Here is a 25,692-nt window from a genome sequence, read left to right on the forward strand (position 1 = left end):
GTAAATAGGCGATAGGAATTTTTTGTATGTCGAAGTAAGGTAAGAACGAAATTGTTTAATGTATCGGTGTTTTAGTATAATGAACGTACAGTTTTTATGAATTAGAGATGCATTTGTTACACCAAGGAGGGCTTATGATGACAGCCAAAAGAGGGCGTCCCCGTAATGTGGAAACCCAGAATGCAATTCTTGCAGCTTCCTATGAATTATTATTGGAACACGGCTTCGGAGCGGTTACGATCGAAAAAATTGCTGAACGTGCTAAGGTGAGTAAAGCAACGATATATAAATGGTGGCCCAATAAAGGAGCTGTCATTATGGATGGGTACATGTCTGCGGCAACCGCAAGATTGCCTGTACCGGATACAGGATCGGTATTTGAGGATGTGCGCATTCATGCGAGCAATCTGGTTGATTTTTTGATCAGCCGGGAAGGAAAAGTGATCACACAAATTGTTGGAGAGGGTCAGTCTGATCCAGGTCTAGCAGAAGAATACCGAACCAGATACATCCAACCTCGTCGGCGTGAAGCGTGGGGAATTTTTGAAAAAGGTGTAGAACGGGGAGAGTTGAAAAAGGATTGTGACATCGGACTGTGCATAGACCTCGTCTATGGAGCGATGTTCTATCGCATGTTGGTAACTGGCGAATCGTTAGATACTGAATTCGTGCAGCGTTCGTTGGTTTCCTTGTTTGAAGGTATTAAATCTTGATCATAGAGAAGGACATCTTGGGGGAGGGAGAGGGCGATTCGCAAGTATCGCCCTGGGTGTGGGTGCAAAAGGCTTGTGGATGAATGGAGAATGTGTGGAGAATTGAGAACTACACCTGGAAGATCGGTGAGATGGCTGGGGGCCATGAATCAGGAGAATGCGATGTGGAAGTGGGAAGAGACTGGTTCAAGAGCGGGGGTTCATTCCATACCGAACTGGGCAGTTCGCGGCGTAATACAGGGGCAACTTCCTTGGCAAAACGCTCTACTTGCTCCAACTGCTCGCTATGCGTCAGTCCATCTACGCTGATACTCAGCACCTGATGTCCGTAAGCGGCATGATAGTCCAGAATTTTCTCAATGACCTGCTCCGAACTGCCGATTAACGCGGGACCTCGTTCAATGTTATCTTCCAGATTGGTAAAGGGCGACTGGTTATGTTGTGCGGCAGCGGTGGCATGGAACGCTTCATAATATGGCTTATAGCGGCGAATGGCTTCTTCACCCGTATCCGCAAGATAGAGGCTGCCGGCACCAGAGCCAATCACTGCTTGCTGCGAATCATGACCATAATAATCGAGGCGCTCCCGATAATGATCAATTAACGCTTTATATTTGGCTTGCGGGTGAAAAGAATTCGACGTAAAGAGCGGCTCGCCATATTTGGCAGCGAGTTCGGTCGAGACCGTGCTGGACGCGCTACCATGCCAGATCGGGATGGATTGCTGAAGCGGCCTGGGCCACGTGGTCACTCCCTCAAGCGGAGGGCGATACGTTCCCTGCCAGGTTACATTTTCTTCAGACCACAGCCGTTTTAGCAGATGGTAGCGTTCATCGAGTGAGTCCCATTGTTCCTCTTCGCTTATGCCAAACAGCGGATAGTGCCGAGGGTCATTGCCTTTCCCGATGATCATCTCCAGCCGTCCGCCCGATAATTGATCCAACGTGGCATAATCCTCGGCAACCCGGACTGGATCAAGTATACTAAGAACAGTGACGGTGGTTAGTAACCGAATGCGTGTGGTTGCTGCGGCTATTGCGGTTAATACGACAGGTGGAGAGGAAGATAGAAAAGGCGCACCGTGTCGTTCACCGATTCCATAGGCATCGAAACCCAGTCGTTCAGCCAGCTTTGCCTGCTCTAATATATTGTGGAATTTCTGCTGAGTTGTCAGAGCTTCCCCGGTAACGGCATTAGGCAGATTCATCATGAGACTAAACAAGGCAAATTTCATCTGACCTTCTCCTCGAACTGAATTGATAGTATCTGTGTCGTATAATCCTATTGAAATAGTAGGATATGTAAGTTGGATTAAATGTATCACGTTCTCACGGATTCTTCTAATGGATTTTTTCTATAAGCAGGAACAGCAAAGCCTCCTTGCATAAATGTGAAGGAAATTGCCACGATTTTTATTGACCGCTGTAAAATTTAGGATTAAAATTGTGCTTATCATATAAATTCAAAATTATGGATTTTCATTGTGGAGGTGGGATACATGGAACCTACAACTACGATACGCTCATATATTGAGGACTACATCAGGAAACAGGGGTACACCCTACAGTATTTTGCCGATATATCGGGAGTTAACGCTGGAACGCTTAGCGCAATTATTAAGGGGACTCGGCCCATCGCTATGGCGCAACTGGATCTGATTACTCAAGGCATGAAGCTGGAAGAGGGGTATTTCTACGAGATTTATGGGGCTGAATGTTTCGTGGAATCGGCACCTCATTGGAGGAGACTGGAACCATTCCTGCAACGCTGTGCTGAATTGGACAAGCTGGAATGTATTCATAAGGTTATCCAGGAAGTGACGGATGATCGCTCGTATATCTCGGAGTTGTTCGAGATGGCGGAAGGCATGCTTGAACGTGGACAGACGAAGGCTGCACGGATGTTGTACGAATGTGTGGCGGAGTGCGAGAAATACCAACATTCGGAACGTCTGGCTCTGTGCCAGTATCGCATCTTCACCCTCTCGCTTGGTCAGAATCAACATGATAACCTGCGGGCCGCTGTGCACTTTGAGCCATATATTAATCGGCTGGATGAGGAACGGCAGTTGGATGCGATTAGGGAGCTGGCGAATACATACAATGGGTTATGTCATTGGGATAAAGTATTCCAGTTAGCTGATGAACTGTTACAACGGGTCAAATTTTTGGAACAATACAAAAATAAAAAAAAGGGATTGGAGTTTATTAGAGCCTCCAAACACCCGTTATTTACTTATAAATTTTATGCTTACTTATTAATAGCAACAGTATGGGGAGAACGTAAAGAGTATGAAAAGGCACTAGAGTATACTTCTTTCTATTCAAATATTGTTATTGAAGACCCTACTACAGAAGATCAACTCTTTATAAAACGATTTAAAGGTTGGGCTGAAGTTAACACCTATTTATATAAGTTGATGACGGGTGACTATGATGCGCTTAACTCCTATCTCGACTTTATAGAAGAGAATGAAAATGAAACTCTTCTTGGACTTGTGAAAGTTATGGAAGCGGCTAATCAGTATCAACTGAATGTTGACCACGTTCTCAAAAGATTTGATTTGTTTATCCGTTTGTTAGTTAATGATCCTAACTATGAGAGTAGTTATACTACTCAGATAAAAGATGATCGATACACTAAATTTTGGGCTGAATTGGCATTCTACCAGTTGTCTAAAGCCAGGCATCAGGAAGGATTCAAGGATCTGCTTACTTGTTTAAGTTCTGCTAACAAAATCAAGGATGACTCCACCATAATTTATTGTGTGAGTTTATTTGAGGAATACAGAACACAGGCTTCTGAATTAATAGAGTCTCAATATAAAAGTATCATCAAGGAGGTTTATGGTCGATATGAGAAAAAAAGCAAAGTTGGCATTAACGCTGTTTAGCTCTTTCATTATATTTTCTAGTATTACTGGTGGTATAAACCATATTATGAATCTGGTATTCAATCATGGTGCAGGAGGATATTAGAAAATTTTATAAGTAAGTGTTAAAAATTTAAATACGTTATTGTGTGAGCGTTCTATTTCCGATTTGGAAGTGGGACGCTCATTTTTGTTTATTTATTGATTGACCACTGTAAAATACAGGACTAAAATTACATATATTATAACTTATTGGGGTTATTGAGTTATTTTAGTTAATGGAGGGGGTAGAATTGGAAATTACACCTATGATAAGCACGTACATTGGGGAATACGTGAGAGAACGGGGATTAAAACTACAACAATTTTCCGATATTACCGGTATCAACGTTGGGACATTAAGTGCCATCCTCAAAGGTAACAGAACAATGTCTATGAATCAACTAGATCAGATAACTTCAGCAATGGGAGTTGAAAAGGGCCATTTTTATGAAAGGTATGGTGTAGAGTGCTTTATTGATTCTGCACCACATTGGAGACGATTGGAACCATTTCTGTATGGTTGTGCTGAACTTAATAAACTGGATTGTATTGAGAAGATTGTTATTCAGGTAACAGATAATCGATCCTATATTTCAGAATTGTTTGAAATGGCAGAAGATCTTTGTGACAAAGGAATGAGTGAAGCCGCGCTTATTCTATATGAATGTGTGGCAGACAGTGAAAAGTATCAGCACTCGGAACGGTTGGCAGTATGCCAGTACCGTATTTTTTTACTTCATAAAACATTGAGTAAATTGGATAATATAAATGCTGCGGTTAAATTTGAGCCTTATATTGATAAACTAGAAGAAGAGATACAGTTGGATGCAATCAAGGATTTGGCCAATATCTACAATACAATACCTTGTTGGGATAAAGTCTATGATTTGGCGGAAGAATTGGAGCGAAAAGCTGATTTTCAACTTGAAACTCAATCTCGTAGGCGCAAAAATAAAATAAGACTCTCAAACTACCCTATTTTTACGTACAAAGCTTATGCAAATTTATTGAAGTCAAGTGTATTTGATGCACGCAAGAAATATGATAGAGCTTTGAAACATACAAAAATATATATGAAAGTTATTGATATTGAAAGTCCTACACAAGAAGATAAAATAATAATAAATTTATTCCAGAAGTGGGGGCAAGGAAATCAATATTTATTTCAATTAATGCTAGGTAATGAAGGAGTTATAAATTCGTATTTAGACTATATTGAAGAGAATCCTGAAGAAATATTAACGGCATTTTTGAATATTCTACAAGCAGCTAATCAGTATCTATTCGATATTGATTTTGCATTGAAAAGATTTGATTCCTATATTAAATCTTTTGATACTGATGTGCATAGTAAAGGAACCTATAATGAGCAAATGCTAAATCACGGATATAAAGTTTTTTATTATGAAATTGCAAGATACAGACTCCACCAACAAAGCTATACACTTGGAATTGAAGCATTGCTTACTAGTTTGAACATTTCTTCTTCCAGTCAAGATGATATGATGTCGATTAAATGTATTGAACTGTATGGAAAATATAGAGAACAAGCCAATGATGTTCAGAATGAGCAGTACAATATCCTACTAGAGAGTTTAGGAGTGAACACATATGGAATGTAAAAAATTTTGGAGGGAGAGACGTGAAGACTAAACCTAATATAGGATTATATATTGAGAAACACTTAAGAGAAAAAGAATACAAACTACAGCAATTTTCAGATTTAAGTGGAATCAACGTGGGAACATTAAGTGCCATTGTTAATGGTAAAAGACTTATCTCAATGAACCAACTGGATCAGATCACTTCTGCAATGGGTTTGGAGAAGAGTTACTTTTATGAGATGTATAGTGTGGAATGTTTTGTAGAAGTGGCACCCCATTGGAGGCGTTTAGAACCGTTTCTATACCGCTGTGCAGAATTTAACAAGTTGGAGTGCATTAGAAGGGTTGTTACTCAAGTAACAGATGATCGCTCATATATTGAAGAACTATTTGGATTAGCTGAGGATTTCTATAACAAAGGGATGAAACAAGCAGCACTTATTTTGTATGAGTGTGTTGCAGAATGTGAGAAATACCAACACTCGGAAAGGCTGGCCATGTGTCAATATCGTATTTTTCTAATTAATATTGGACTCGACCAAAAAGCAAACAGAAGATCAATTTCACAATTTGAGCCTTTTGTAGAGCGACTAGATCAGGACTATCAATTAGATGCAATTAAGGATTTGGCGAATGCCTACTGGGGGTTATATGAGTGGGATAGAGTGAAAGATTTATCCCACGAACTTGAAAAACGAGTTGACCTAGCTATGAAACAAACTAGAAAACGCATATCTAAAGCCCAATACCCCTTCTTTATATATAAAGCCTACTCCAATTTGCTTATTGCAAATTATTATGATTATACTAAAAATTACAGAGAAGCCCTACGGTACACTGATTTCTATGAGAGAATCATTGATAATGGAGCAAATGGTTATGAAGAGTATAGAGTCATTCATAAATTTAGAGAGTGGGCTAAACTTAATAAGTATTTGTATCAAATTATGATGGGACGAAAAGAGTTTTTACCTAAATACATTAAATATATTGAAAAAAGTGAAGAAGAAATTCTTCCGGCAATGGTCAAAGTTCTTCAATCTGCGAATAGATACCATTATGATATAGATAACTTATTGATTAAGTTTAAAAGTCAGATTGATACTCAATTTAATGATGTTCATTTAAAAGGAAGTTATACTGAACAAAGTTGGCACTCTAGAAGAGTTGTGCTACTTTATGAGCTTGCCATTTATTACTTAAATAGAAAAATGTATGAGTTTGGGGCTAATTCACTATTAATAAGTTTAGAGTTATCTATATTTGTTAAAGATGATGCGTTGATATCAAAGTCTGTAGATCTTTATGGACAGTTTAAGGAACATTTAACTGAGCAAGTTCACGACAAATACCAAAAAATATTAGAAGGTATTCGTCAAGATGCGAGTTTATAGTTAAGTTTAAAACAGCCTACTGCCTAAGCAGTAGGCTGTTTTATGTTCATAATTTAAAAAAGACATGATGTTTTCTAAAGAATATTTTTTATAAAACTATGCAAAACATATTATGTTCTTGAAAGCACCTAGGAACTAACGAGAAAAATATCCTACATTTAGAGAGCTGATTATACTCAGATTAAAATGTATTCTAGAAATGTCCTTAAAGAGGTGCATGCCATGAGAGAACTGACCATCTTAATAGACCAAATAGAGCAAGGTCGGCGAGAATTGTGTCGTTTGGTGGAGAAACATGGGATTCCTAATGTTGAAGTGCTTCAGCAGTCCAAAGCATTGGATGAAATGATTAATGAATATAATCGATATATCTCAGCAATTAATGTGAAAAAGTAAAATGATATGTTATCCAAAAATGTAATCAGTGAATTCTTTTGGCAATACTAAATTATTTACCTAGCTAGTCTGAGGCGTTCGACTAAGGATAACTTTCTTGATTGAACTCAAAATGAAAAACAATATCATACACATACCTAATTTTAAACCGATATCTGTAAGACGTTGAATATTACCAGTGACAAATAAGTTGTATCCATTAGTGACCGAAGAACTAAAGTTATCTGCATAGAACATATAATAAGAACCGAAGATAAGCATGTGAGATACTGTGTATAGAATAGAAAATAAGAAGGGCATGATTGAAATATATATGTTTTTGCTGAAAACAAATAAGATTATTGTTTGGACAGTCAGGATCAAACCGCCAATAAGCATAAAACTACTACGCTCTGGAAAATCATATGCACCACTAAAAAAAAGATTCTCGAAAAGGATAAATGAATCGATTCCACTGAGCATATTTTTAAAAAGGCCAAAGTATGTCTGTAAGTAACCTAGTCCAAACAAAATGGGAACAGATACTAAGCACCATCTATCTACATTTTTACGAGTGACCAATAAAGCACTCATTATGGCGCATAGTGTAATGAATAAAACTGGGAAAAGTTCAATTACTCTATTATGAACATCATAATGATATGCAACTAATCCTAAGATCAAAGAGCTTATATACAAAAATCCAGTTGTGAAGATTAACCAAAGAATAACTTTACTCGATAAGCCGAAGGTTTCTTTAGTCATCTTATTTCTTATACTAATGGGGTTGCCAAAGGATTCAAAGGCTTTTTTCGTTGCTTGATCAATAGAATAACCTTCATTAATAAAACGCTCTTTAGAAGAATTTAAATGAGCAGCCATTTCTTCTGTCCAATCGGTTCGTTCTCTTTTGGACAAGAGTGAATTTCTAAATACTTGTTTTAAATAAGATTGAATGTCCATTAGTTATACCTCCCAAAAAAGTATTAATAATATGTGTATTTTTTATCCATGAAGTTTTAATTGATTCAAGTCGATTTCGTCCTTCTTCTAAAATTCGGTAGTATCTTCGTCTGGGTCCACCTAATTGTTCTCCCCAATATCCTTCAATATAATTATTAGCTTCTAATCTTTTTAATGCAGGGTATAGGGTACCTTCTTTAAGTTGGAATTCCCCATAGGTTACTTCATTTATATATTGAGATATTTCATAACCATACGCATCTCTTTGGCTCAAAATAGAGAGTACAATACCATCGATATATCCTTTGATCATTTCATTCTTCAACTTATACACCTCCTACTATGTAATTCTATGTAGTAAAATTAACAGAAATTTGAAAATAAATCAAGCACAAAGAAGATGAATATTTCGAATATTGATGAAAGCCTTTGTGTGTTGTTTAAGATGTGCGATAAAAATGACCCAAAGCCCTTTAAAATTTAGGGTTTTGAGTCACATTAATTTTGGATGTATTAAATTATTGTATACTAATTAGTATACACATTCCCGGCACCATCAACAGATACAGTTGCCCAATTCACTATTCGAATATGATAGTCGCTCCCAGCAGGAACGCCAGTTAAAGAAATCGTAAATCTATCACCTGGTGAAGAAGTATAATTTCCATAAACAGATTGTGAGTTACCCAAAGTTTTCCATCCAATAAATGAATCTTGGGCTACTTGATAAGTCACATCTGCATGGAATTGCGTGCTTGCATATTGCCAACCTATCAGATTAACGGCGTTACCGGATGTAGAGAAAGAATTAATGGTGTAATGGGCTCTACCGTAATTATATCCTGTGAAGGAATAATAATCGACCATAGCTCGGGCAGAAATTTCTGGAGCGTTCAACGCGGCGATAGTAGCAGGATCATCGTCACCTAGAATCAATTTCCACTCATCATCCACTTCTTTAACATAGATCTCATTTTCTGACTCAACTCCTGAAACGTTACCTTCAAACGTAACTACAACCGTTGTGTCATCCTTTAAGCTAGCATCAAGAATCTTCATCGATTCAAAGTCACTTACTGAGTTATAGTGCTCGTATTTTGCAATCTGTTTTTCTTTATTAGGATACCTTAGGTCTAATACTAATTCTGTAGCTTCTGCGAATTTTTCCTCCGACATAGCATCGAAAAACTCTTGAACAACCAGTTTTGCAGTTCCCTTTGGATCCTCTGTTGCGTGAATGGTAGATGTATTTGAGAAGAATGCGCCTCCTACAATAATCGATAAAGACAACAAAGGTGCTAATATTTTAAATTTCATTGATTAATATCCCCTTTCAATATTTATTGAATAAATTATTATTGCAGTTTTAGATCTATGTTTTTTCACTTTAATGTGAGACTTTTCTAATAAGACCACGCCCTCTTCTCTTTTTTTAGGATAATAGGTAATTAAAACCTCCTTTGTTGAATCTTAATTTTTTTTGCAAAACATTAAATTTGTAATTATTAAGAAAATAATGCTTCGAAATAAATTAAACCTAAAAAATTTTCTACCTTTATAGATGGGTTCAACCTTTTGAAAAGCTATGCAAACAATCATTTCGTTTTGCAAAGGAATATAATATGAATTTTTTGGCAATGTATCCTAAAATGTTATACAAAGAGGGGGTGCATGCTGTGAGTGAACCGGTACAGATCACAGATAAAATCGAACGGAACAGGCAAGAGTTAAGTCGTTTGGCGGAGAATCATGGCATGCAGGACAACCAAGTCCTCCGACAGTCCATGGTACTGGACGAGCTTATTAATGAATATAATCGATTCAAATATAAAAGCCATCTCAGGAACAGACAACCGATTGCATAATGCAGTCGGTTTTTTTGTCTAATTAGTGTTCTATAGAAATAGCGTAGTCGACTGTAGCGATACAGTCGGCTTTTTTTTGCGTTCACCTGAAACCAATGCGGATAACTTGAAATTCCGTACCAATTCCAGGATTGGCAGGATAGCGAATGATCATTAAAACTGGATATGATGACCCCAGTTATATCCAGATTGATCTGTGAAGGGGGCTCATACAATGATCGGGAGAGGGAGGGATGAACGGAAATGATGGACAAGGTACGCATTTTTTTCGGAAAAAATGTAAACCTGCGCACCAAGTTGCTCCTGTTGTTCCTGGCGCTGACGTTGCTGCCGCTAAGTTTGCAGGGATTGATGAACTACAAGCATTTCTCGCAGACGATGGATCGCAAGACCGAGCAATTCACCATTGAACTGGTTCGCCAGATTAACGCCAATCTGAATCGGCTGCTGAAGGACTTTGAGCGGTTGTCGCTCTTGCCGCTTTACGATCAGATGGTGCTTGGCATCCTAGGGGAATACAACGCTTCAATGGGGTCGGGTATATGGGCGAGGTCTGAGGATTATCTGAAAATGAAACTTTACACATCGGGTCAAGCTTATGACCGGCCCGAGATTCGGGGAATACATCTGATCAGCAATAGCGGCATTTTGTTCTCCAATCTCGATTCGCTGGCGGTCAAGCCAGTATGGGACAGCAGGCAGGATGACTGGTTTGCAGAGCTTGAAGACTCGGAAGGGACATGGCGCCTGCTTCCTCCGCATGAACCCGGCTATTACACGGGTGGTCAGCAAGAATCGTATATATCGGTGGGCAGAGTGCTTCGAGATCCGGGCACGCTCCAGCGATTGGGTTACATTCTGATTGATATCCGTCTGGAGGCCTTCGGTCAACTGTTATCCAATCTGAATTATGAGCAAGATGCAAGCCTGATGATTGTAGACAGCAAACAGCGTCTGCTGTTCGAACGGACCTCGACCGGAGGAATGTCTGCGTACGACCAGTTGCTAATGCAGGGACAGCTTCAAAGCTATGCAGGAAACCAAAAAGTTGTTCTGGATGGGCAGCCCTATCTCTATGTACAACACCATTCCAGCTATTCTGGGCTTTCGGTGATCAGTCTTACACCTATTGCCGTGATTCAAAAGGAGTCGGGTGAGATGCTCACCTTTACAATATGGTTCGCAGTGTTATGTATGGCGGGTATAGCGATTCTGGCGGTTCTGTTATCCTATCGTATCACCCGGCCGCTGATTCGACTGAAGCACCACATGATTCGGGTGGAGCAGGGAGATTTTAGCCAGCGTGTAGCACACTTCAGCAGTGATGAATTCGGACAGATTAGCCGGGGTTTTAACCGAATGATGGAAGAGATTCATCGACTGTTCAATGAGGTGTTTCTGCTGGGCATTCAAGAGCGGGAGGCAGAGTTGTCAGCGTTGCAAAGCCAGATGAATCCCCATTTTATATACAACACGCTGGAGTCCATTAACATGATGGCCATTCGCCAGAAGCATGCTGAGGTATCGGACATGGTGACGGCGCTTGGCAAGTTGCTGCGCTATACGATTGATAAGGTGGACCGGATGGTCCCACTTGGGGAAGAACTTGCTTTTGTACAATCCTATGTACGCATTCAGCAGGTACGTTACGACGGCAAGTTAGAGATTATCTATGACATTGAAGAAGCAATAACGGAGTATTTGATTCCCAAGCTGGTACTGCAACCGCTGGTGGAGAATGCAGTCTACCATGGCATTGAAGGGCAGGAAAATGGAGGAGTAATCTGGGTATCTGCCTTGAAATTCGACCACGAACTGCTGATTAGTGTACGAGACAACGGTAAGGGCATGGCTCAGGCAAAGATTGACGAGTTAAATGAGTCCATATCAAAACAGCCTTCCAATGAGGCATTACGTTGCCATGCCGGTAACAGTTTGGGGCTTAACAATATCGCCCAGAGGCTTCGCCTTATATATGGAGAAGGCGGCAGCCTAAGCATTGATGGAAGTCCAGGGCAGGGTCTGGTGGTCACGATATCCATTCAACTTCTACCGAAAGGGGATTGAAGCGCATGTATAAAGTATTGCTTGTAGAGGATGAGACGGTCATCCGTCAGGGACTGAGGGAGCTGATCGTACAAGTGTCTTCTCAGTTTCAGGTAACGGGTGAAGCGTCGAACGGTACCGAGGCGCTGGATTTTCTGAGATGTGAGGTGCCGGATGTGTTAATCACGGATATCCGCATGCGTGAAATGGACGGACTAACTTTGGTAAGCAAAGCAAGAGATATGTACCCTGAATTGCTAATGCTCATCATTAGCGGCTACGGTGAGTTTGAATATGCACGCAGAGCGATGGAGTTTGGAGTGTTGAACTACCTGTTGAAGCCAATCGATCGTTATGAACTGGCATTATCCATACAAAAGATTCAATTGCTGCTGGATCGCAGATACGGTATAACAACTCTTTCTATCCCTGAGCCATCTGGGAAAACAGAACACGCTGGCGGAGATACACGGAAGATTATCCGAGATGTGAAGGAGCACATCAAGCAACATCCCGATGGAGATCTGCGACTTCAGACGATAGCAGATCTTGTTAACTTGAACCCTACTTATTTAAGCCAGTTGTTCAAGAATGAAATAGGCATCAATTATTCCGAATACATCACGGAGGCACGTATGGAGCGGGCCAAGTGGTTGCTGATCAACACGGGTCTCAAAATCTATGATGTGGCACGGTTATCCGGGCATCAGAGCCCCAAACACTTCATGCTGGTGTTCAAGCAGCAGGTGGGATGGACTGCGGGAGAATATCGAGACCGATTCAGTATCTCTTGAAAAACCATACCATTTCTGTAGTTGACGTGATTTAAGGGGGAACGATGCTTTCGTTATACTTTGGTTGCACATGTATACCACGACGTCCATAAGGGGGATCTCCATGAAAAAAGCAGGACTGATACTGGTGTTTATATTCATGATGATGGCTTCAATCGCGTGCACAGGTTCCAATTCCAGCAGTGAACCTGACAGTACGGGCGGGGAGAATGGTGAGGTCGAGCTGAAGTTCATGATGTGGGGCAATCAGGCGCATATGGATGTATACAACAAGTTGATCGATGACTTCACAAAGGAAAATCCAGGCATCAAAGTAACGATGGAATCCGTACCTTTCGCAGAATACCAGCAAAAAATTTCGGTGCTTGCCGCCGGAGGCTCTCTTCCCGATCTCGCCTGGGTATCGGAGCGAATGGTGCCACAATTCAAGTCCAACCACATTCTGGCCGATGTATCCGAGTTCAAGGGTGATACACAGTTTAAGCTGGATGATTATATTCCAAGTACATTGGATTTGTTCCGTGATGGTGATCAACTGCTGGGATTACCTTTTTCTACACCTCCGGTGGTCATGTTTTACAATAAATCGCTGTTTGACCAAGCTGGCCTGACTGATCCAAACACACTTGCCACCCAAGGACAATGGACATGGGAACAGTTCGAAGAGTCCGCCAAAGCCATTACCATCAAGGATGCGACCAACCGAATCTATGGTGCCAACTTTTTTCGCGACTGGAAGACCTGGGCGGTGCTTTCCTCCTACTCCTGGTCCAATGGAAGCGGTCCATTCGACGAAGGCATGACAACGTTCACCTGGAACGATGCCTATGGCGTACAGACTTTTGAATTGTTGGAACGTATGATGTTCACCGATGAATCACACCCGAAGGCGGGTGAGCAAGTCAGCTTTGATGCGGGTAATGTGGGCATGTTCTTTGATAATTACAGCTATGTTTCCAAAGCAAGGGAGATTACGGATTTTGAATGGAGCATCGCTCCTATGCCTTCCGGCTCTCAAGGCAGTGTACCGATGCTGGGGCAGGCCGGATATGCCATGTTCAACGACAGCAAACATCCAGAGGAGACGAAGAAACTGTTGAAGTATTTTGCCAGTGAGCAGGGGATTCAGGCGACAGCCACCTACTTTGTGCCTCCGCGTACCTCTGTTCTGAACTCAGATGCATTCATTCTTCAGCCGAATAACCCAAGCAAAGAGCATATCGTGCATGCGGTCATTGATGAAATGCCAAAAGCGCGCTTAATTCCCGGTCATATCCGTTGGCAGGATATCGACAATGCGGTATTGCAGGGATTTGACCGACTGTTTGCAAAGACAGCGACAGCTGAGGATAACCTGAAACAAATGCAGGAAGAGATCCAAAGTGTGCTGCAACCCTAAATCATTCGATCGAAACCGGAGGTGAGAACGATGGGCAAATTCAAAGAATTACTTGAGCGGAAACCGCTGTCGCTGGTGGTCAGCCTGCCTGAGAACGATCTATCTTTGGCCCGGGCAGCCATGGAAGAGGGCGCTGATGCACTGAAGATGCATTATAATGTCGGTCATCGCGCCAGCGGGAATCATTTTGGTCCATTGGACATGTATGCCGAGGTGTTTCGGGCGATCCGCAGTGAGTTTGGTGGTCCCCTTGGGGTCGTACCTTCTGGCAGTATTGATGGAGCACAAAGGGAGGATGTGGAGGGACTTTCCGTGCTGGGTTTTGATTTCTATTCCATCTATGCACATCACTTGCCTTCCTTCATGTTGAATGACTTGGGGCTGGACCCAACGTTTGCGATCAATGAAGAATATGAGGCTTCCCTCGTAACATCAGCAGCGCACTTCGGCTTTACCGCTCTGGAGGCATCCATTGTACCTGGAAAAGAATATGGTACACCGCTCAGCTTCACGGATGTGCTTAAGTATCGCCGTCTGGTCTTGCAAGCCCAGGTACCGGTATTGGTTCCTTCCCAGCGAAAGCTGGTGCCGGAGGATGTTCGGGTGCTGCGCGATACCGGGGTAAAGGCAATTATGCTTGGGGCGGTCGTGACTGGCAACACGATGGAACAGCTGCGAAGGGCCGTAAACGGGTTCCGCAATGCGGTGGACAGTCTGAACCGTCCGGATTATATAAGTTGAACTAAAGAATATTTACACTTGCCACTCCGATGCCAGAACAACCTTCCGATCGCTGTTATCCCCAGATTTTTTTTGAATCCCATATATAAAGGGGAAATCCGGGGATAAAGGCGACCACTTCGCTTCTTCAGGTTTTTTCTGCCCTCTACGTTCTTGTGTAAATGTATAGTTCACCTTATATAGAATCGTCGCAGAGTTCAGCTTCGGAGGAAATTTGTTTAAAAGGGGGAGGCCTAATTGACCCATTCACGCATGCGCAAAAGAGGGGGGCCGCTCGCCAGAGAGGCCCAGATCGCAGGTTGGCTGTTTGTATCGCCGATGGTGCTTGGGTTTACCCTGCTGCTGTTATTTCCCATGGGTCTCGCGTTATACATGAGCCTGACCGATTGGCCGCTGCTGGGGGATCATCATTTTATTGGATTGGAGAATTACCAGAATATTATGACAGACGCCATGTTCTGGAAAGTGCTTGCCAATACGGTTTATTTCACAGCGGGGCTGGTGCCGCTTAATATTGTGCTCGCCTTGCTACTCGCGTTGTTATTGTCCAGAAATCTGCGGGGCATCGGAATTTTCCGAACCGCCATCTTTGTTCCGGTCATGACCTCGTTGATCGTATGGGCCATCGTGTGGAAGCTGATGTATGCGACAGAGTCGGGATTGATTAATCAGCTTCTGTTGATGGCCGGCATCAAGGGTCCGGCCTGGCTTTACAATGAAGATTTGGCAATGCCAGCGGTTATCGTGACAAGTGTGCTGAAAAATGTTGGTCTGAATATGGTGCTGTTCATTGCAGCCATTCAGCAGGTACCGCGTTCACTGTACGAAGCAGCAACATTAGACGGGGCGGGCAAAAGGGGAACCTTCTTTCACGTCACGCTGCCCATGATCACGCCAACGGTGTTTCTGACTGTAGTCATGACCGTGATTGGTTCACTCAAAGTATTCGGGCAGATCTATGTGATGACACAGGGCGGGCCGAGCAACAGCACCAAGGTATTGGTTTATTATATCTGGGAAAAAGCATTCAAATTATTTCAGTTTGGCTATGCTTCTGCTCTCGCATATGTACTGTTCTTTATCGTGCTAATTCTGACGCTGCTGCAATGGCAGCTCCGAAAGAGGTGGGTATTCAATGAAGGCGATGCCTAGTCCTTCGGGGCGGAAGATAGGAAGTACTCTGGGGACGTATTTGTTGCTGACTCTGATTTCGCTCATTATGATTGTGCCATTTATCTGGATGATATCGACGTCATTCAAGGAGCCTCAGAGTATATTCATCTATCCACCGCAGTGGATACCGGAACCATTCCGATTTCAGAACTACATCGATGTCTTTCGATTGATTCCGTTTCACCGTTTTTATTGGAACAGTATCTACATTTCTGCGTTGGTTGTGATAGGAACAGTATTCTTTGCCTCTCTCGCCGGCTATGCATTCGCCAAAATTCCGTTTAAGGGACGTAATGTGGTATTTCTCATTCTGCTAAGTGCGATGATGATTCCCCATGAGGTGACAGCGATACCGATGTTTCTGTTCATGCGGCAGCTGGGGTGGATTGATACCCATCTTCCGCTGATATTATTGCCGATCTTTGGCGCGGGTGGTGTGTTTGGCATCTTTGTGATGCGGCAGTTCTTCATTACGGTGCCAACGGAACTGGAAGAAGCGGCGATGATTGATGGTTGCAACCGATTCCGGATATATGCGCGAATTATGCTGCCCATTGCCAAGCCGGGTATGGCTACGCTGACGATCTTCACGTTTGTGACGATCTGGAATGAGTTTTTTGATCCGTTAATCTTCATTAACTCGCGTGATCTAATGACGCTGCCGCTTGGATTATCCCTGTTTACAGATGAAGTGGGTACAGCCTGGCAATATCTGATGAGTGCCACCGTCATGGCAACCTTGCCACTGCTTATTGTTTTTTTCCTGGCACAGCGGCGCTTCATTGAGGGGGTTGCCATGACGGGATTGAAAGAGTAAGCCTTGTAATACGTGCAATAGAACGGAAGGAGGGACAACATTTGCGTGAACGGATGAGCATGAAAAAGGAAGAAGCAGATGTCGTTATTGTGGGAGGGGGCCCTGCAGGTATAGCGGCAGCCATTGCGGCTGGACGACAGGGGATACGAACAGTGCTGGTGGAGCGATATGGATTCGTGGGCGGGATGTCAACTGCCGCTATGGTCTATCCCTGGATGACTTTCCATACGGAGCGCGGTGAGCAGGTTATTAAAGGTATTGCGCAGGAGATTGTGGATCGTTTGCAGGCACGTGGTGGCTCCCCGGGGCATCTGCGCGATACGGTTGGGTTTGTGCATACCGTCACGCCGTACCATCCAGCCATCTTTCAGGTGGTTGCGGCAGAGATGTTACAGGAGGCAGGTGTCCGGCTTCTGTTGCACAGCTTTGTGGACGAGGTGGTTGTTGTTGATGATCGGGTGGAAGCGGTTCGAGTGACCAACAAGTCTGGACAAAAAGAGTTCCATGCGAATGTATTTGTGGATACAAGCGGGGATGCGGATCTGGCTTATCTTGCGGGTGCTTCTGTGGCAAAAGGACGAGACGGGGATTATCAGTCACAGCCGATGACCATGAAATTCCGCATGCGTGGTGTCGATCTTGGACGAGTGAAACGATATATGCTGGAGCACCCGGAGGATTTCTATGTGAAAACTCCCTTTGCTGAACTGGACAGCATTCCGTTAACCGGGGTGAGTGGTTTCTATTCCCAGTGGAAAAAAGCAGGTGTGCCGATTAATCGCGACCAGGTGTTATTTTTTACCGGACCGGCAGAAGATGAAGTGCTGATTAATTGTACCCGAGTGCAGGGATTTGATGCGACAGATGCCGAGGATCTGACCTCTGCGGAACAGGAAGGTCGGAAGCAGGTGCTGATGATTGCTGAGTTTTTGCAGCGTGATGTGCCTGGCTTCGAACGGGCTTCGATCTCGGCAGTAGCGCCGCAGATTGGTATCCGTGAATCCAGACGAATTATAGGTCGTTACGCATTGACCCGGACGGATGTAGTTGCAGGACGAAAATTTGACGATGTAATTGCCAGAAGTGGTTATCCGATTGATATTCATGACCCTTCGGGTCAAGGTGTTGTGGCTGCCTTTATAGAAGGAGATGGGGCGTACGATATTCCGTATCGCTGTCTGGTCTCTCGCAATATCCGCAATCTGCTGGCGGCAGGACGTTGCATCTCTACCACACATGAGGCGCATGCAACGACAAGGTTGACTCCAAGCTGTATGGCTACCGGGGAGGCCGCAGGAACAGCTGCTGCACTCACAGTGAAGATGAAGCTGGACCCGGTGGAACTGCCGATCGAGCTGTTACAGGCGGAATTACGTCACAACGGAGCGGCGATCTAGCGGATGAGCTGATTGTGGACGAATTGGGCGATCGGGTGAATCATTAATAGTGGGAGTGGGTGTTTATTTAATTCGCGGTGGCGTACGTTTTAACGAACCTGAGACGTCTAATTCAGGAATATAAGCTGAAATGAAAAATGTAACGAATCTCAGTGAAGTTATTTTACTCAAAACCCTGTAATAGGGGGTAAAAGCGGGGTGAATCGGAAGAATAGAGCGTCTACGATTCGTTAGATTAGAAACTATCCCACAAATAGCTAAATAAGCTTCCCTCAGTTCGTTAGAAATTGGTGGGAGGCTCGTGAATTGAATGATGAGCATAATTGTAGCCCCAAAGACTCCAAATCCACTGCATAGCATAGGTGAATTTAGAGTTTTTGGGGCGTTCTCATGCGTTACTCCCTCTGATTATCAATTCATCCGTGCCTCAAGTCGCCTTGCGACAATGGACAGCGCGTAGTTGATGGCAAAATACAGTACGGCTGCGAGCAGCAGGGCCGGGATAATGTAATCGAAACTTTGACCACCAAGGATCTGCACGTTGTGCATCAACTCCGGCAGAGAGATGATGATCGCCAGTGAAGTATCCTTCAGGAGTGAGATGAACTGGCTGACCATCGGCGGGGACATGCGGCGTAGCGCCTGTGGCATGATGATGCCACCGAGGGTCTGCATGTAGCTGAGGCCCGAGGAGCGGGCAGCTTCCACCTGACCGCGCTCAACGGACTTCAGACCGCTACGGACGATCTCGGCAATCATCGCGCCTTCAAACAGACTCAGTCCAACGACCGTGGACCAGAAGACGGACATTTTAATCCCGAGCTGCGGAAGTACCATGTGAATGAAGAAAATGATGAGCAACAGCGGCAGATTCCGGATCGTATCCACGATCACTGCCACGATCTGTGACAGAACAGGGATACGGGTATACCGGATCGTACCCAGCACAGTGCCAAGCACAAAGCTGAATATAATGGATAGCCCTGCTACCTGCAGGGTAATCAGGAATCCTTGAAGCAGGAAACGAAGGTTGGGCCACGCATAGGCCCCGCTAAAGTCCATATTTTATTAGCCTCCTTCTGTATGCAGGAATGGAATATCGAAGATCAATAGATGGGGCATGGACAAGTCGATATATTTCCCTGAAAATCTGCGCAGGTACAAGTCAATCTGCTACATGGTGACCTGACCTGCCGGTTTGTTCTTTTTCGGTTTGCCTTTGGTGCTGCGCGCTTCTGCATCGCTCTGTCCAAACCTGCGCTCCATATAATGCACCAGAAAGCTGAGTGGTAGTGTCAGCACCAGATAGAACAGCGCAACAATGGTGTACACACTTAGCGGCTGGAATGTATCCGAGTTAACCAGGTCGGCAAAATACATAAGATCCATACCGGCAACAACGGCAAGAATGGATGAGTTTTTGACCAAATTGATGAACTGGTTGCCAATGGACGGCAACACAATTTTGATGGCCTGGGGCAGAATGATCAGGTTCATGGCCTGTACATAGGACAAGCCGGAGGACCTTGCTGCTTCCAGTTGTCCACGCGGCACCGTCTGAATGCCCGCTCGGATCGCTTCGGCAATGAAAGCGGCGGTGTAGATGGTCAGACCCAGAGTGCCGGAGACAAACCCATCCAGCGAGATGCCTAGTGCAGGCAGTCCAAGATAGAAGAAAAACACAACCAGCAGCAATGGGATGTTTCGGATAAATTCCACAAAAGCCGTGCCGATCCAGTTCAGCGGTTTCACAGGGGATATCCGAAAGATAGCCAGGATACCGCCAAGGATAAAGCTGCCAATGAGAGCCATAATGCTCACTTGAATGGTATTCAGGAACCCTTCCAGAAAACGATCCGAGTGTCGCATTAGTACGCTGAAATCCAATGTGCCCATATAGGCGAAGCCTCCGTTCTCCAGATGTAGAAACGGCGATTACGTCTGCTCATGCTTCGCATCCAGCAGACGAATTCGCCGCTTACCTATCTTAATTCGGGTTACTCGGGCTTGGAACCCAGCCATTTCTCATGTAATGTGTCATATTCCCCGCTGTCTTTCATGCTTTTGAGCAGCGTGTTGACTTCCTCCACGAAGGCAGTGTCGCCTTTGCGAATGGCCATACCATAAGGTTCGCTTGTGAAATTACCACCAACCAATTGGAAGCTGTTATCCGTCTGTTGCATGCCGATGAGGATGATGTTATCTGTGGTCAGCGCTTCGCCTTTACCTGCTTTGAGAGCAGTGAATGCATCCTGATAGTTATCGAATTCAAGCACCTCAGCATCCGGGGCTTTCTCGCGAATATTCTGAGCAGATGTGGAACCTTTCACCGCGAGTACTTTCACCCCGCTGAGGCTTTCCAAGCCGGTAATTGCACTGTCGTTTTTCACCAGCAGGGACTGCCCTGCTTCAAAATAAACATCACTGAAATCTACCTGTTCCTTACGCTCATCCGTAATCGTCATTGTGGCGATGATGATGTCGATGTCTCCATTTTGCAGCATGGGAATACGCGTCTTGGAAGTGACCTCTTTCAGTTCGACCTTTGTCTCATCTCCAAGGATCTGTTTGGCGAGTGCCTTGGCGATATCAATATCGAACCCTTCAACGTTGCCACTTGCGGGATCTTTCAAGCCAAACAACTTCGTATCGTATTTCACACCGGCAATGAGCTTGCCGCGTTCCTTAATCCGCTCAATTGTGCCTTTCGCCTCGGCGTCACCACCACCGCTCGCTGAAGGTGTATCTGTACCTGTACTACAACCTGACAATACAAGGGAGAGAATGAGGACAAGCATAAATGATGGCCATTTCAATAATTTCTTCATGAATAAAGACCCCTTTCAAAATGGAATATTGGATTATTCTCAATGATGAATCAGACGGCTCAGGAATTGCTGTGCTCGTTCTTCTCTGGGGTTGTCAAAAAATTCAGCAGCGTTGGCCTCTTCAACAATTCGGCCTTCGTCCATGAAGATGACCCGGTCCGCAACTTCGCGGGCGAATCCCATCTCATGGGTAACGACGACCATGGTCATGCCATTATGGGCAAGGGAACGCATAACATCGAGGACTTCCCCGATCATCTCGGGATCGAGTGCGGAGGTAGGTTCATCAAAAAGCATGATTTTGGGCTCCATGGCGAGTCCTCTGGCGATGGCTACCCTTTGTTGCTGTCCACCGGACAACTGGGAGGGATAACTGTCTGCTTTGTCGGCAATGCCCACTCGGGTCAGATACTTCATTGCTGTTGCGGCTGCTTGTTCTTTGGGTTGTTTGCGCACCTTCATGGGTGCAAGGGTAATGTTATCGATGACTTTTTTGTGAGGATACAGATTGAAGTGTTGAAATACCATGCCGATGTCACGGCGGAAGAGGTTAATGTCCACCTTTTTCTGATGTAGAGGAATCCCACTGACGACAAGTTCACCTTCGGTAATGGTCTCCAGGCGGTTAATACAGCGGAGTAATGTGCTTTTGCCGGAGCCGGAAGGTCCGATAATGACGACGACCTCTCCTTCTTCAATGTGAAGATGGATATCCTTGAGGACATGAAAATGACCGAAATGCTTCTGGACACCCCTAAATTCAATCAAGAGTACACCCCATCCTTTCTGCAACGTCTGTGTGTAAAAGGGATAATAAGGAATAAATTGAAACTAGTTATTTAATCATACATAGTCATCCTGCTTATGGCAATTGGTTTGTGATAAAACATGACATAAGTAATGGGTAACCTAGGGCTATAGCCAGAAAATATGTTATATATCTGTCATGTTATTAACTCCCTTGTGACGAATCCTGACAGAAAAATGAATCTATTCTCCTAGTTGTTTTCCAACCTTTGGAATAGTTGTATAGAGTATACTAGAAGTGATGTTTGATTTATGACTCTGATTAACAAAACAAATAGCATCAAGTTCCACGTGTACATGGCAAGAAAGCTCAACCCTACACGTCATGCCATTGATATGATGGAGTGAGAGAGTGTCCGTTTGAACGTAAGTAAAGAAAGTAAAAGCGATATATTGATCATTGATCCCATAACAATTCCATTACATGTAGAGAGGATGATTCTGCACGATGAATACATATCACTCCCCAATGTCGACAGGAGCAAGTGCCCAGTTCGATGTTCGAGCTTATGAAGCCAATTTGCCTGTCATTCCTGCTCAGGATTTTCAGCTTACAGACTATGGAGCTGTTGGAGACGGAGTAACAGATAATACGGAGATGTTCCGACTTGCCATCGCTTCATGTGCTGAAGCAGGAGGTGGGAGAATCGTTATTCCTGCCGGGGTATGGCTCACAGGTCCGATTGTAATGCGCAGCCGGATCGAGCTACATGTGGAAGCAGGGGCACTGGTTACATTTAGCCGAGATTTCGATCAATACCCATTAATTGCATCAAGCTTCGAAGGCTGGCAGGTGGTACGTTGCCAATCCCCGATCGATGGTGATCAACTGGAGGATATTGCGATTACTGGTGAGGGGATATGGGATGGTGGCGGGGAAGCGTGGCGTCCGGTGAAACGCTCCAAAATGACCACTTCACAATGGAAAAAATTAGTCGCTTCCGGTGGTGTTGTAGAGCAATCCGGTGGGGATGAAGAAATCTGGTGGCCTACCACAGCTGCACTTGAAGGCGGCACCATTGCGAATCGATTGCATCAGGAGCAGGTAAGTGATACCACTGCCTATGAAGAAGTTAGAGACTTTTTGCGTCCCAACATGGTCAGTTTACGGAGATGCAAACGGGTATTGCTGGACGGTCCAACGTTCCAGAACTCACCTGCATGGAATCTGCACCCCTGGGCATCTGAGCATGTCACCATTCGTAACGTGAGTGTGCGGAATCCGTGGTTTTCTCAGAATGGAGATGGGCTGGACATTGAATCCTGTCGTCATGTGGTGGTGGAGAAGAGTATATTCGATGTCGGTGATGATGCGATCTGTCTAAAATCAGGCAAGGACGCCGAAGGCCGTGAGCTTGGCCTGCCATCGGAGTACATCACCATTCGGGATTGCACGGTGTATCACGGTCATGGCGGGTTTGTCATTGGCAGTGAAATGTCCGGTGGTGTGCGGCATGTGCGAGTATCGGATTGTACGTTTATCGGAACGGACATTGGACTTCGCTTCAAAAGCGCACGTGGGCGCGGCGGAGTGGTTGAGGACATTCAGATTGAGCGTATATATATGAAAGATATCATTATGGAAGCCATCTCGTTTTCCTTTTTCTATGCGAATCAGGAGGGCTCTGCCCGGGGCAGTGATCTGTCTCAGGAGATTAGCGAAGAGACGCCAGTGTTCCGGGATATTCGAATATCGGATGTGGTCTGTGCTGGTGCCGACACTGCGTTGCTTGTGAGTGGATTGCCGGAACTGCCTTTGGATGGGGTGATCATCCAGCGTTACAGCGTGCAAGCCCGCAGTGGTATCCAATGTGCTCATGCGAAACATCTGCATATCGCTGAATTGCAGGCGCAGATCACCGAAGGTCCGCTGGTTCATTTGCACCAGTGTAAAGGGGCAGAATTAGAGAGCATTCAGGGCAAAGGCGCAGATGGCCGACTTCTGATGGTGACAGGACACGAATCCGCAGGCATTGTCTGCCGAGAAGGTGATGCCGACACAGAAGGTCGCCAGATCTCTGTTGGTCCCGAGGTACGAAGTGGTGTGATCATTCGCAGGTAAAAGTTATGTAATAAGGTTTATACAAGTTGGTCAAACTCAGCCGCAGTGGCGTAGCCATAGATCCAGTAATCGTGGTGCTTCACGATATAAGGGATGCGTAATCTCTGGAGCAAGGCCACCCACTCGGCTTTTATATGAAGTTATCGGATGATCTACCGGTGTTCCTTGCGATAGCGCAGCGGTGTTGTACCGGTAACCTGTTTGAATGTTTTGTTAAAATGAGCCGTATGCTCAAATCCTACCTTCTCTGCGATCATTTGTACACGCTCTTGTGTGGAAAGCAGTCTTCGCTGTGCCTCTCGGACGCGGACAACACGCAAGTATTCGCTGAATCGAAACCCCGTAAATCGGCTGAACATCCGGCTCAGATAGGATGGGCTGATATAAAAACGATTGGCTGCACCCTCCAGCGTAAGTGGTTCGGTATAGTTTTTATTCACATAAGTGACGATTTCACTGATTTTGTCCTGCATCGGATGCAAGGGGCCGGGGCATGACTGCCGGATGTTCTCCTCTACCCGATGAATACGGATCAAAAGTTGGGCAAGCAGACTTCTTACGGCGATCTCATAGTGAGGGCGTCGCTCTTTGCATTCTTGCAGCATCTGCCACAATATACGCTCCATCTCGGGCTGTTCCGCTTCAGGCAGGCGAAGGAGTCTTGAACAATTAAAAGGCAGCAGACCACATATGCCAAGTTCCATCCCCGTTGCAAAAGCAGGCGAAAAACCGATTAATATCCGTTCGAAGCCGGGAATACTTCCTTTGGAGGTGGTATGTACATCGTGTGGATTAATCAGAATGAAATCACCCTTGCGGGCGGACAGAATCTGACCATTCATGGAATACACTCGTTCACCTTCAAGTAAGTAATACAGTTCGTAGAATGGATGAGCGTGAGGTTGTGGCATACCATTCCCATCATGTCTGCGCATATGTTCAATGGTAAATGAATGTTCACCGATTCGGTATTTGGGTCCAATCCGGTCCTCTATGAGACTCATGGTACAGCTCCCCTCTGCTTCACGGATTAACAACGATATCCATATCATAACGGAACATCCATCTTTTTGTAAACGCTATCATTGGAAATGAAATATTTCTTTAATCCTATCGTTAAATACCGAGAGAACGAATTCGGCAAGGCACTTATGTGCTGTCAAGGTGACAAAACTTGAATGATGTTTTAGAGTAGGGAGAGAGAGGCGAAACTCTGGTTAAGGAGTGTCTCCAATATGATTTGGAAGGAAGGAAACAGGTTATGACGACACATGAATTATCGCCATTGGTTGCTGCGCTCAATATGCAGCCTCACGTTGAAGGCGGTTGGTATAAGGAAGAATGGAAGGCATCTTATCAGATTCCACAGTCCGTTCTGCCGGATACATACTCCGGCCCACGATTCTCGGCAAGTTCCACATATTTCCTGCTGCATGCACATGAAATCTCCGAGTGGCATACGGTTCTGTCCGATGAACTTTGGCTGTGGCACAGCGGCAGTCCGGTTGAACTGAAGCTGGGCGGCAACGGGGAGAACCCGGAGAACGAGGAAGTTCTTGTTCTGGGGATGGATATTGCTGCGGGGCAATCACCACAGGTGCTCGTTCCTGCCGGCGTATGGCAGACAGCACGTCCGCTGGGCGATGAGCCTGTACTGGTAACTTGCGTAGTAGCGCCAGGTTTCCACTTTGATGATTTCAAGCTGGTATCCAAAGGCTAAGTATAACTTTTATCACGAAATCCCGATCCAGGTGCATAGGCATCCGAATCGGGATTTTTTTGGATTGCGCGTATTAAGTA

24 protein-coding genes are annotated in these 25,692 nt (G+C 44.5%); 15 read left to right on the forward strand and 9 right to left on the reverse strand.

Annotated features, from left to right (window positions below):
- The first annotated feature begins 137 nt into the window (after positions 1-137).
- Positions 138-713 (forward strand): TetR/AcrR family transcriptional regulator, encoded by a 576-nt coding sequence (locus tag AC4E8D_RS02095; protein ID WP_490206458.1) that lies wholly within the window; start codon positions 138-140, stop codon positions 711-713.
- 109 nt (positions 714-822) lie between these two features.
- Here AC4E8D_RS02095 and AC4E8D_RS02100 read toward each other — a convergent pair whose 3' ends face one another.
- Positions 823-1,947 carry an LLM class flavin-dependent oxidoreductase gene (locus AC4E8D_RS02100; protein ID WP_490205794.1) on the reverse strand — a complete coding sequence of 375 codons (1,125 nt, stop codon included), beginning with the start codon at positions 1,945-1,947 and terminating at the stop codon, positions 823-825.
- Between the two features lie 264 nt (positions 1,948-2,211).
- Between AC4E8D_RS02100 and AC4E8D_RS02105 the strand changes: the two genes are divergently transcribed.
- From AC4E8D_RS02105 to AC4E8D_RS02120, 4 genes are all read left to right on the forward strand, one after another.
- A complete protein-coding gene (locus AC4E8D_RS02105) occupies positions 2,212-3,606 on the forward strand; it encodes a helix-turn-helix domain-containing protein (protein WP_490205795.1) in 1,395 nt (464 codons plus the stop codon).
- Positions 3,607-3,878: 272 nt separating this feature from the next.
- Complete coding sequence (locus AC4E8D_RS02110; RefSeq protein ID WP_490205796.1) at positions 3,879-5,249, forward strand: helix-turn-helix domain-containing protein; 1,371 nt, start codon at positions 3,879-3,881, stop codon at positions 5,247-5,249.
- A 20-nt stretch (positions 5,250-5,269) separates the two neighbouring features.
- The gene (locus AC4E8D_RS02115; protein WP_490205797.1) at positions 5,270-6,625 is read left to right on the forward strand and encodes a helix-turn-helix domain-containing protein; all 1,356 of its coding nucleotides are present in this window, start codon (positions 5,270-5,272) and stop codon (positions 6,623-6,625) included.
- A gap of 222 nt (positions 6,626-6,847) precedes the next feature.
- The gene (locus AC4E8D_RS02120) at positions 6,848-7,021 is read left to right on the forward strand and encodes a Spo0E family sporulation regulatory protein-aspartic acid phosphatase (protein ID WP_490205798.1); all 174 of its coding nucleotides are present in this window, start codon (positions 6,848-6,850) and stop codon (positions 7,019-7,021) included.
- A gap of 60 nt (positions 7,022-7,081) precedes the next feature.
- Here AC4E8D_RS02120 and AC4E8D_RS02125 read toward each other — a convergent pair whose 3' ends face one another.
- The 3 genes from AC4E8D_RS02125 to AC4E8D_RS02135 all read right to left on the reverse strand — a co-directional run bounded on the left by AC4E8D_RS02125 (position 7,082) and on the right by AC4E8D_RS02135 (position 9,280).
- Complete coding sequence (locus tag AC4E8D_RS02125) at positions 7,082-7,963, reverse strand: permease prefix domain 1-containing protein (protein ID WP_490205799.1); 882 nt, start codon at positions 7,961-7,963, stop codon at positions 7,082-7,084.
- Entirely contained in the window at positions 7,929-8,288 is a 360-nt protein-coding gene (locus AC4E8D_RS02130; RefSeq protein WP_490205800.1) for a PadR family transcriptional regulator, read from the reverse strand. The genes AC4E8D_RS02125 and AC4E8D_RS02130 overlap by 35 nt, the downstream gene beginning before the upstream one ends.
- 203 nt (positions 8,289-8,491) lie before the next feature.
- Positions 8,492-9,280, reverse strand: coding sequence for a nuclear transport factor 2 family protein (locus AC4E8D_RS02135; RefSeq protein ID WP_490205801.1), 789 nt, complete (start codon positions 9,278-9,280; stop codon positions 8,492-8,494).
- Positions 9,281-9,639: 359 nt separating this feature from the next.
- Here AC4E8D_RS02135 and AC4E8D_RS02140 point away from each other — a divergent pair, with 359 nt between their 5' ends.
- From AC4E8D_RS02140 to AC4E8D_RS02175, 8 genes are all read left to right on the forward strand, one after another.
- Positions 9,640-9,828 (forward strand): aspartyl-phosphate phosphatase Spo0E family protein, encoded by a 189-nt coding sequence (locus tag AC4E8D_RS02140; protein WP_223868875.1) that lies wholly within the window; start codon positions 9,640-9,642, stop codon positions 9,826-9,828.
- Between the two features lie 243 nt (positions 9,829-10,071).
- On the forward strand, positions 10,072-11,895 hold the full coding sequence (locus tag AC4E8D_RS02145) for a sensor histidine kinase (RefSeq protein ID WP_490205802.1): 1,824 nt from the start codon (positions 10,072-10,074) through the stop codon (positions 11,893-11,895).
- Between the two features lie 5 nt (positions 11,896-11,900).
- A complete protein-coding gene (locus AC4E8D_RS02150; protein ID WP_490205803.1) occupies positions 11,901-12,668 on the forward strand; it encodes a response regulator transcription factor in 768 nt (255 codons plus the stop codon).
- Between the two features lie 103 nt (positions 12,669-12,771).
- Entirely contained in the window at positions 12,772-14,067 is a 1,296-nt protein-coding gene (locus tag AC4E8D_RS02155; protein ID WP_490205804.1) for an ABC transporter substrate-binding protein, read from the forward strand.
- A gap of 30 nt (positions 14,068-14,097) precedes the next feature.
- The gene (locus AC4E8D_RS02160; protein ID WP_339306562.1) at positions 14,098-14,808 is read left to right on the forward strand and encodes a beta/alpha barrel domain-containing protein; all 711 of its coding nucleotides are present in this window, start codon (positions 14,098-14,100) and stop codon (positions 14,806-14,808) included.
- Between the two features lie 252 nt (positions 14,809-15,060).
- Complete coding sequence (locus AC4E8D_RS02165; RefSeq protein ID WP_339308585.1) at positions 15,061-15,960, forward strand: carbohydrate ABC transporter permease; 900 nt, start codon at positions 15,061-15,063, stop codon at positions 15,958-15,960.
- The gene (locus AC4E8D_RS02170) at positions 15,944-16,798 is read left to right on the forward strand and encodes a carbohydrate ABC transporter permease (protein ID WP_145325714.1); all 855 of its coding nucleotides are present in this window, start codon (positions 15,944-15,946) and stop codon (positions 16,796-16,798) included. The genes AC4E8D_RS02165 and AC4E8D_RS02170 overlap by 17 nt, the downstream gene beginning before the upstream one ends.
- A 59-nt stretch (positions 16,799-16,857) precedes the next feature.
- Entirely contained in the window at positions 16,858-18,195 is a 1,338-nt protein-coding gene (locus tag AC4E8D_RS02175; protein ID WP_339308587.1) for an FAD-dependent oxidoreductase, read from the forward strand.
- A gap of 411 nt (positions 18,196-18,606) precedes the next feature.
- Here the strand turns inward: AC4E8D_RS02175 and AC4E8D_RS02180 are convergent, their stop codons facing one another.
- The 4 genes from AC4E8D_RS02180 to AC4E8D_RS02195 all read right to left on the reverse strand — a co-directional run bounded on the left by AC4E8D_RS02180 (position 18,607) and on the right by AC4E8D_RS02195 (position 21,791).
- Positions 18,607-19,257: an amino acid ABC transporter permease gene (locus AC4E8D_RS02180; protein ID WP_221823860.1), complete on the reverse strand. Its 651-nt coding sequence runs from the start codon at positions 19,255-19,257 to the stop codon at positions 18,607-18,609.
- Positions 19,258-19,368: 111 nt separating this feature from the next.
- Complete coding sequence (locus AC4E8D_RS02185) at positions 19,369-20,091, reverse strand: amino acid ABC transporter permease (protein WP_490205805.1); 723 nt, start codon at positions 20,089-20,091, stop codon at positions 19,369-19,371.
- Between the two features lie 101 nt (positions 20,092-20,192).
- Positions 20,193-21,023, reverse strand: coding sequence for a transporter substrate-binding domain-containing protein (locus AC4E8D_RS02190; RefSeq protein ID WP_017691036.1), 831 nt, complete (start codon positions 21,021-21,023; stop codon positions 20,193-20,195).
- Between the two features lie 39 nt (positions 21,024-21,062).
- On the reverse strand, positions 21,063-21,791 hold the full coding sequence (locus AC4E8D_RS02195; protein WP_051449904.1) for an amino acid ABC transporter ATP-binding protein: 729 nt from the start codon (positions 21,789-21,791) through the stop codon (positions 21,063-21,065).
- A 487-nt stretch (positions 21,792-22,278) separates the two neighbouring features.
- Between AC4E8D_RS02195 and AC4E8D_RS02200 the strand changes: the two genes are divergently transcribed.
- Positions 22,279-23,892 (forward strand): glycoside hydrolase family 28 protein, encoded by a 1,614-nt coding sequence (locus AC4E8D_RS02200; RefSeq protein WP_221823861.1) that lies wholly within the window; start codon positions 22,279-22,281, stop codon positions 23,890-23,892.
- A 152-nt stretch (positions 23,893-24,044) separates the two neighbouring features.
- Here AC4E8D_RS02200 and AC4E8D_RS02205 read toward each other — a convergent pair whose 3' ends face one another.
- Positions 24,045-24,896 carry an AraC family transcriptional regulator gene (locus tag AC4E8D_RS02205; protein WP_017691033.1) on the reverse strand — a complete coding sequence of 284 codons (852 nt, stop codon included), beginning with the start codon at positions 24,894-24,896 and terminating at the stop codon, positions 24,045-24,047.
- Between the two features lie 257 nt (positions 24,897-25,153).
- Between AC4E8D_RS02205 and AC4E8D_RS02210 the strand changes: the two genes are divergently transcribed.
- Positions 25,154-25,612 carry a cupin domain-containing protein gene (locus AC4E8D_RS02210; protein ID WP_076216501.1) on the forward strand — a complete coding sequence of 153 codons (459 nt, stop codon included), beginning with the start codon at positions 25,154-25,156 and terminating at the stop codon, positions 25,610-25,612.
- The last annotated feature ends 80 nt before the right edge of the window (positions 25,613-25,692 follow it).

Source organism: Paenibacillus sp. SRL342, assembly GCF_984798905.1.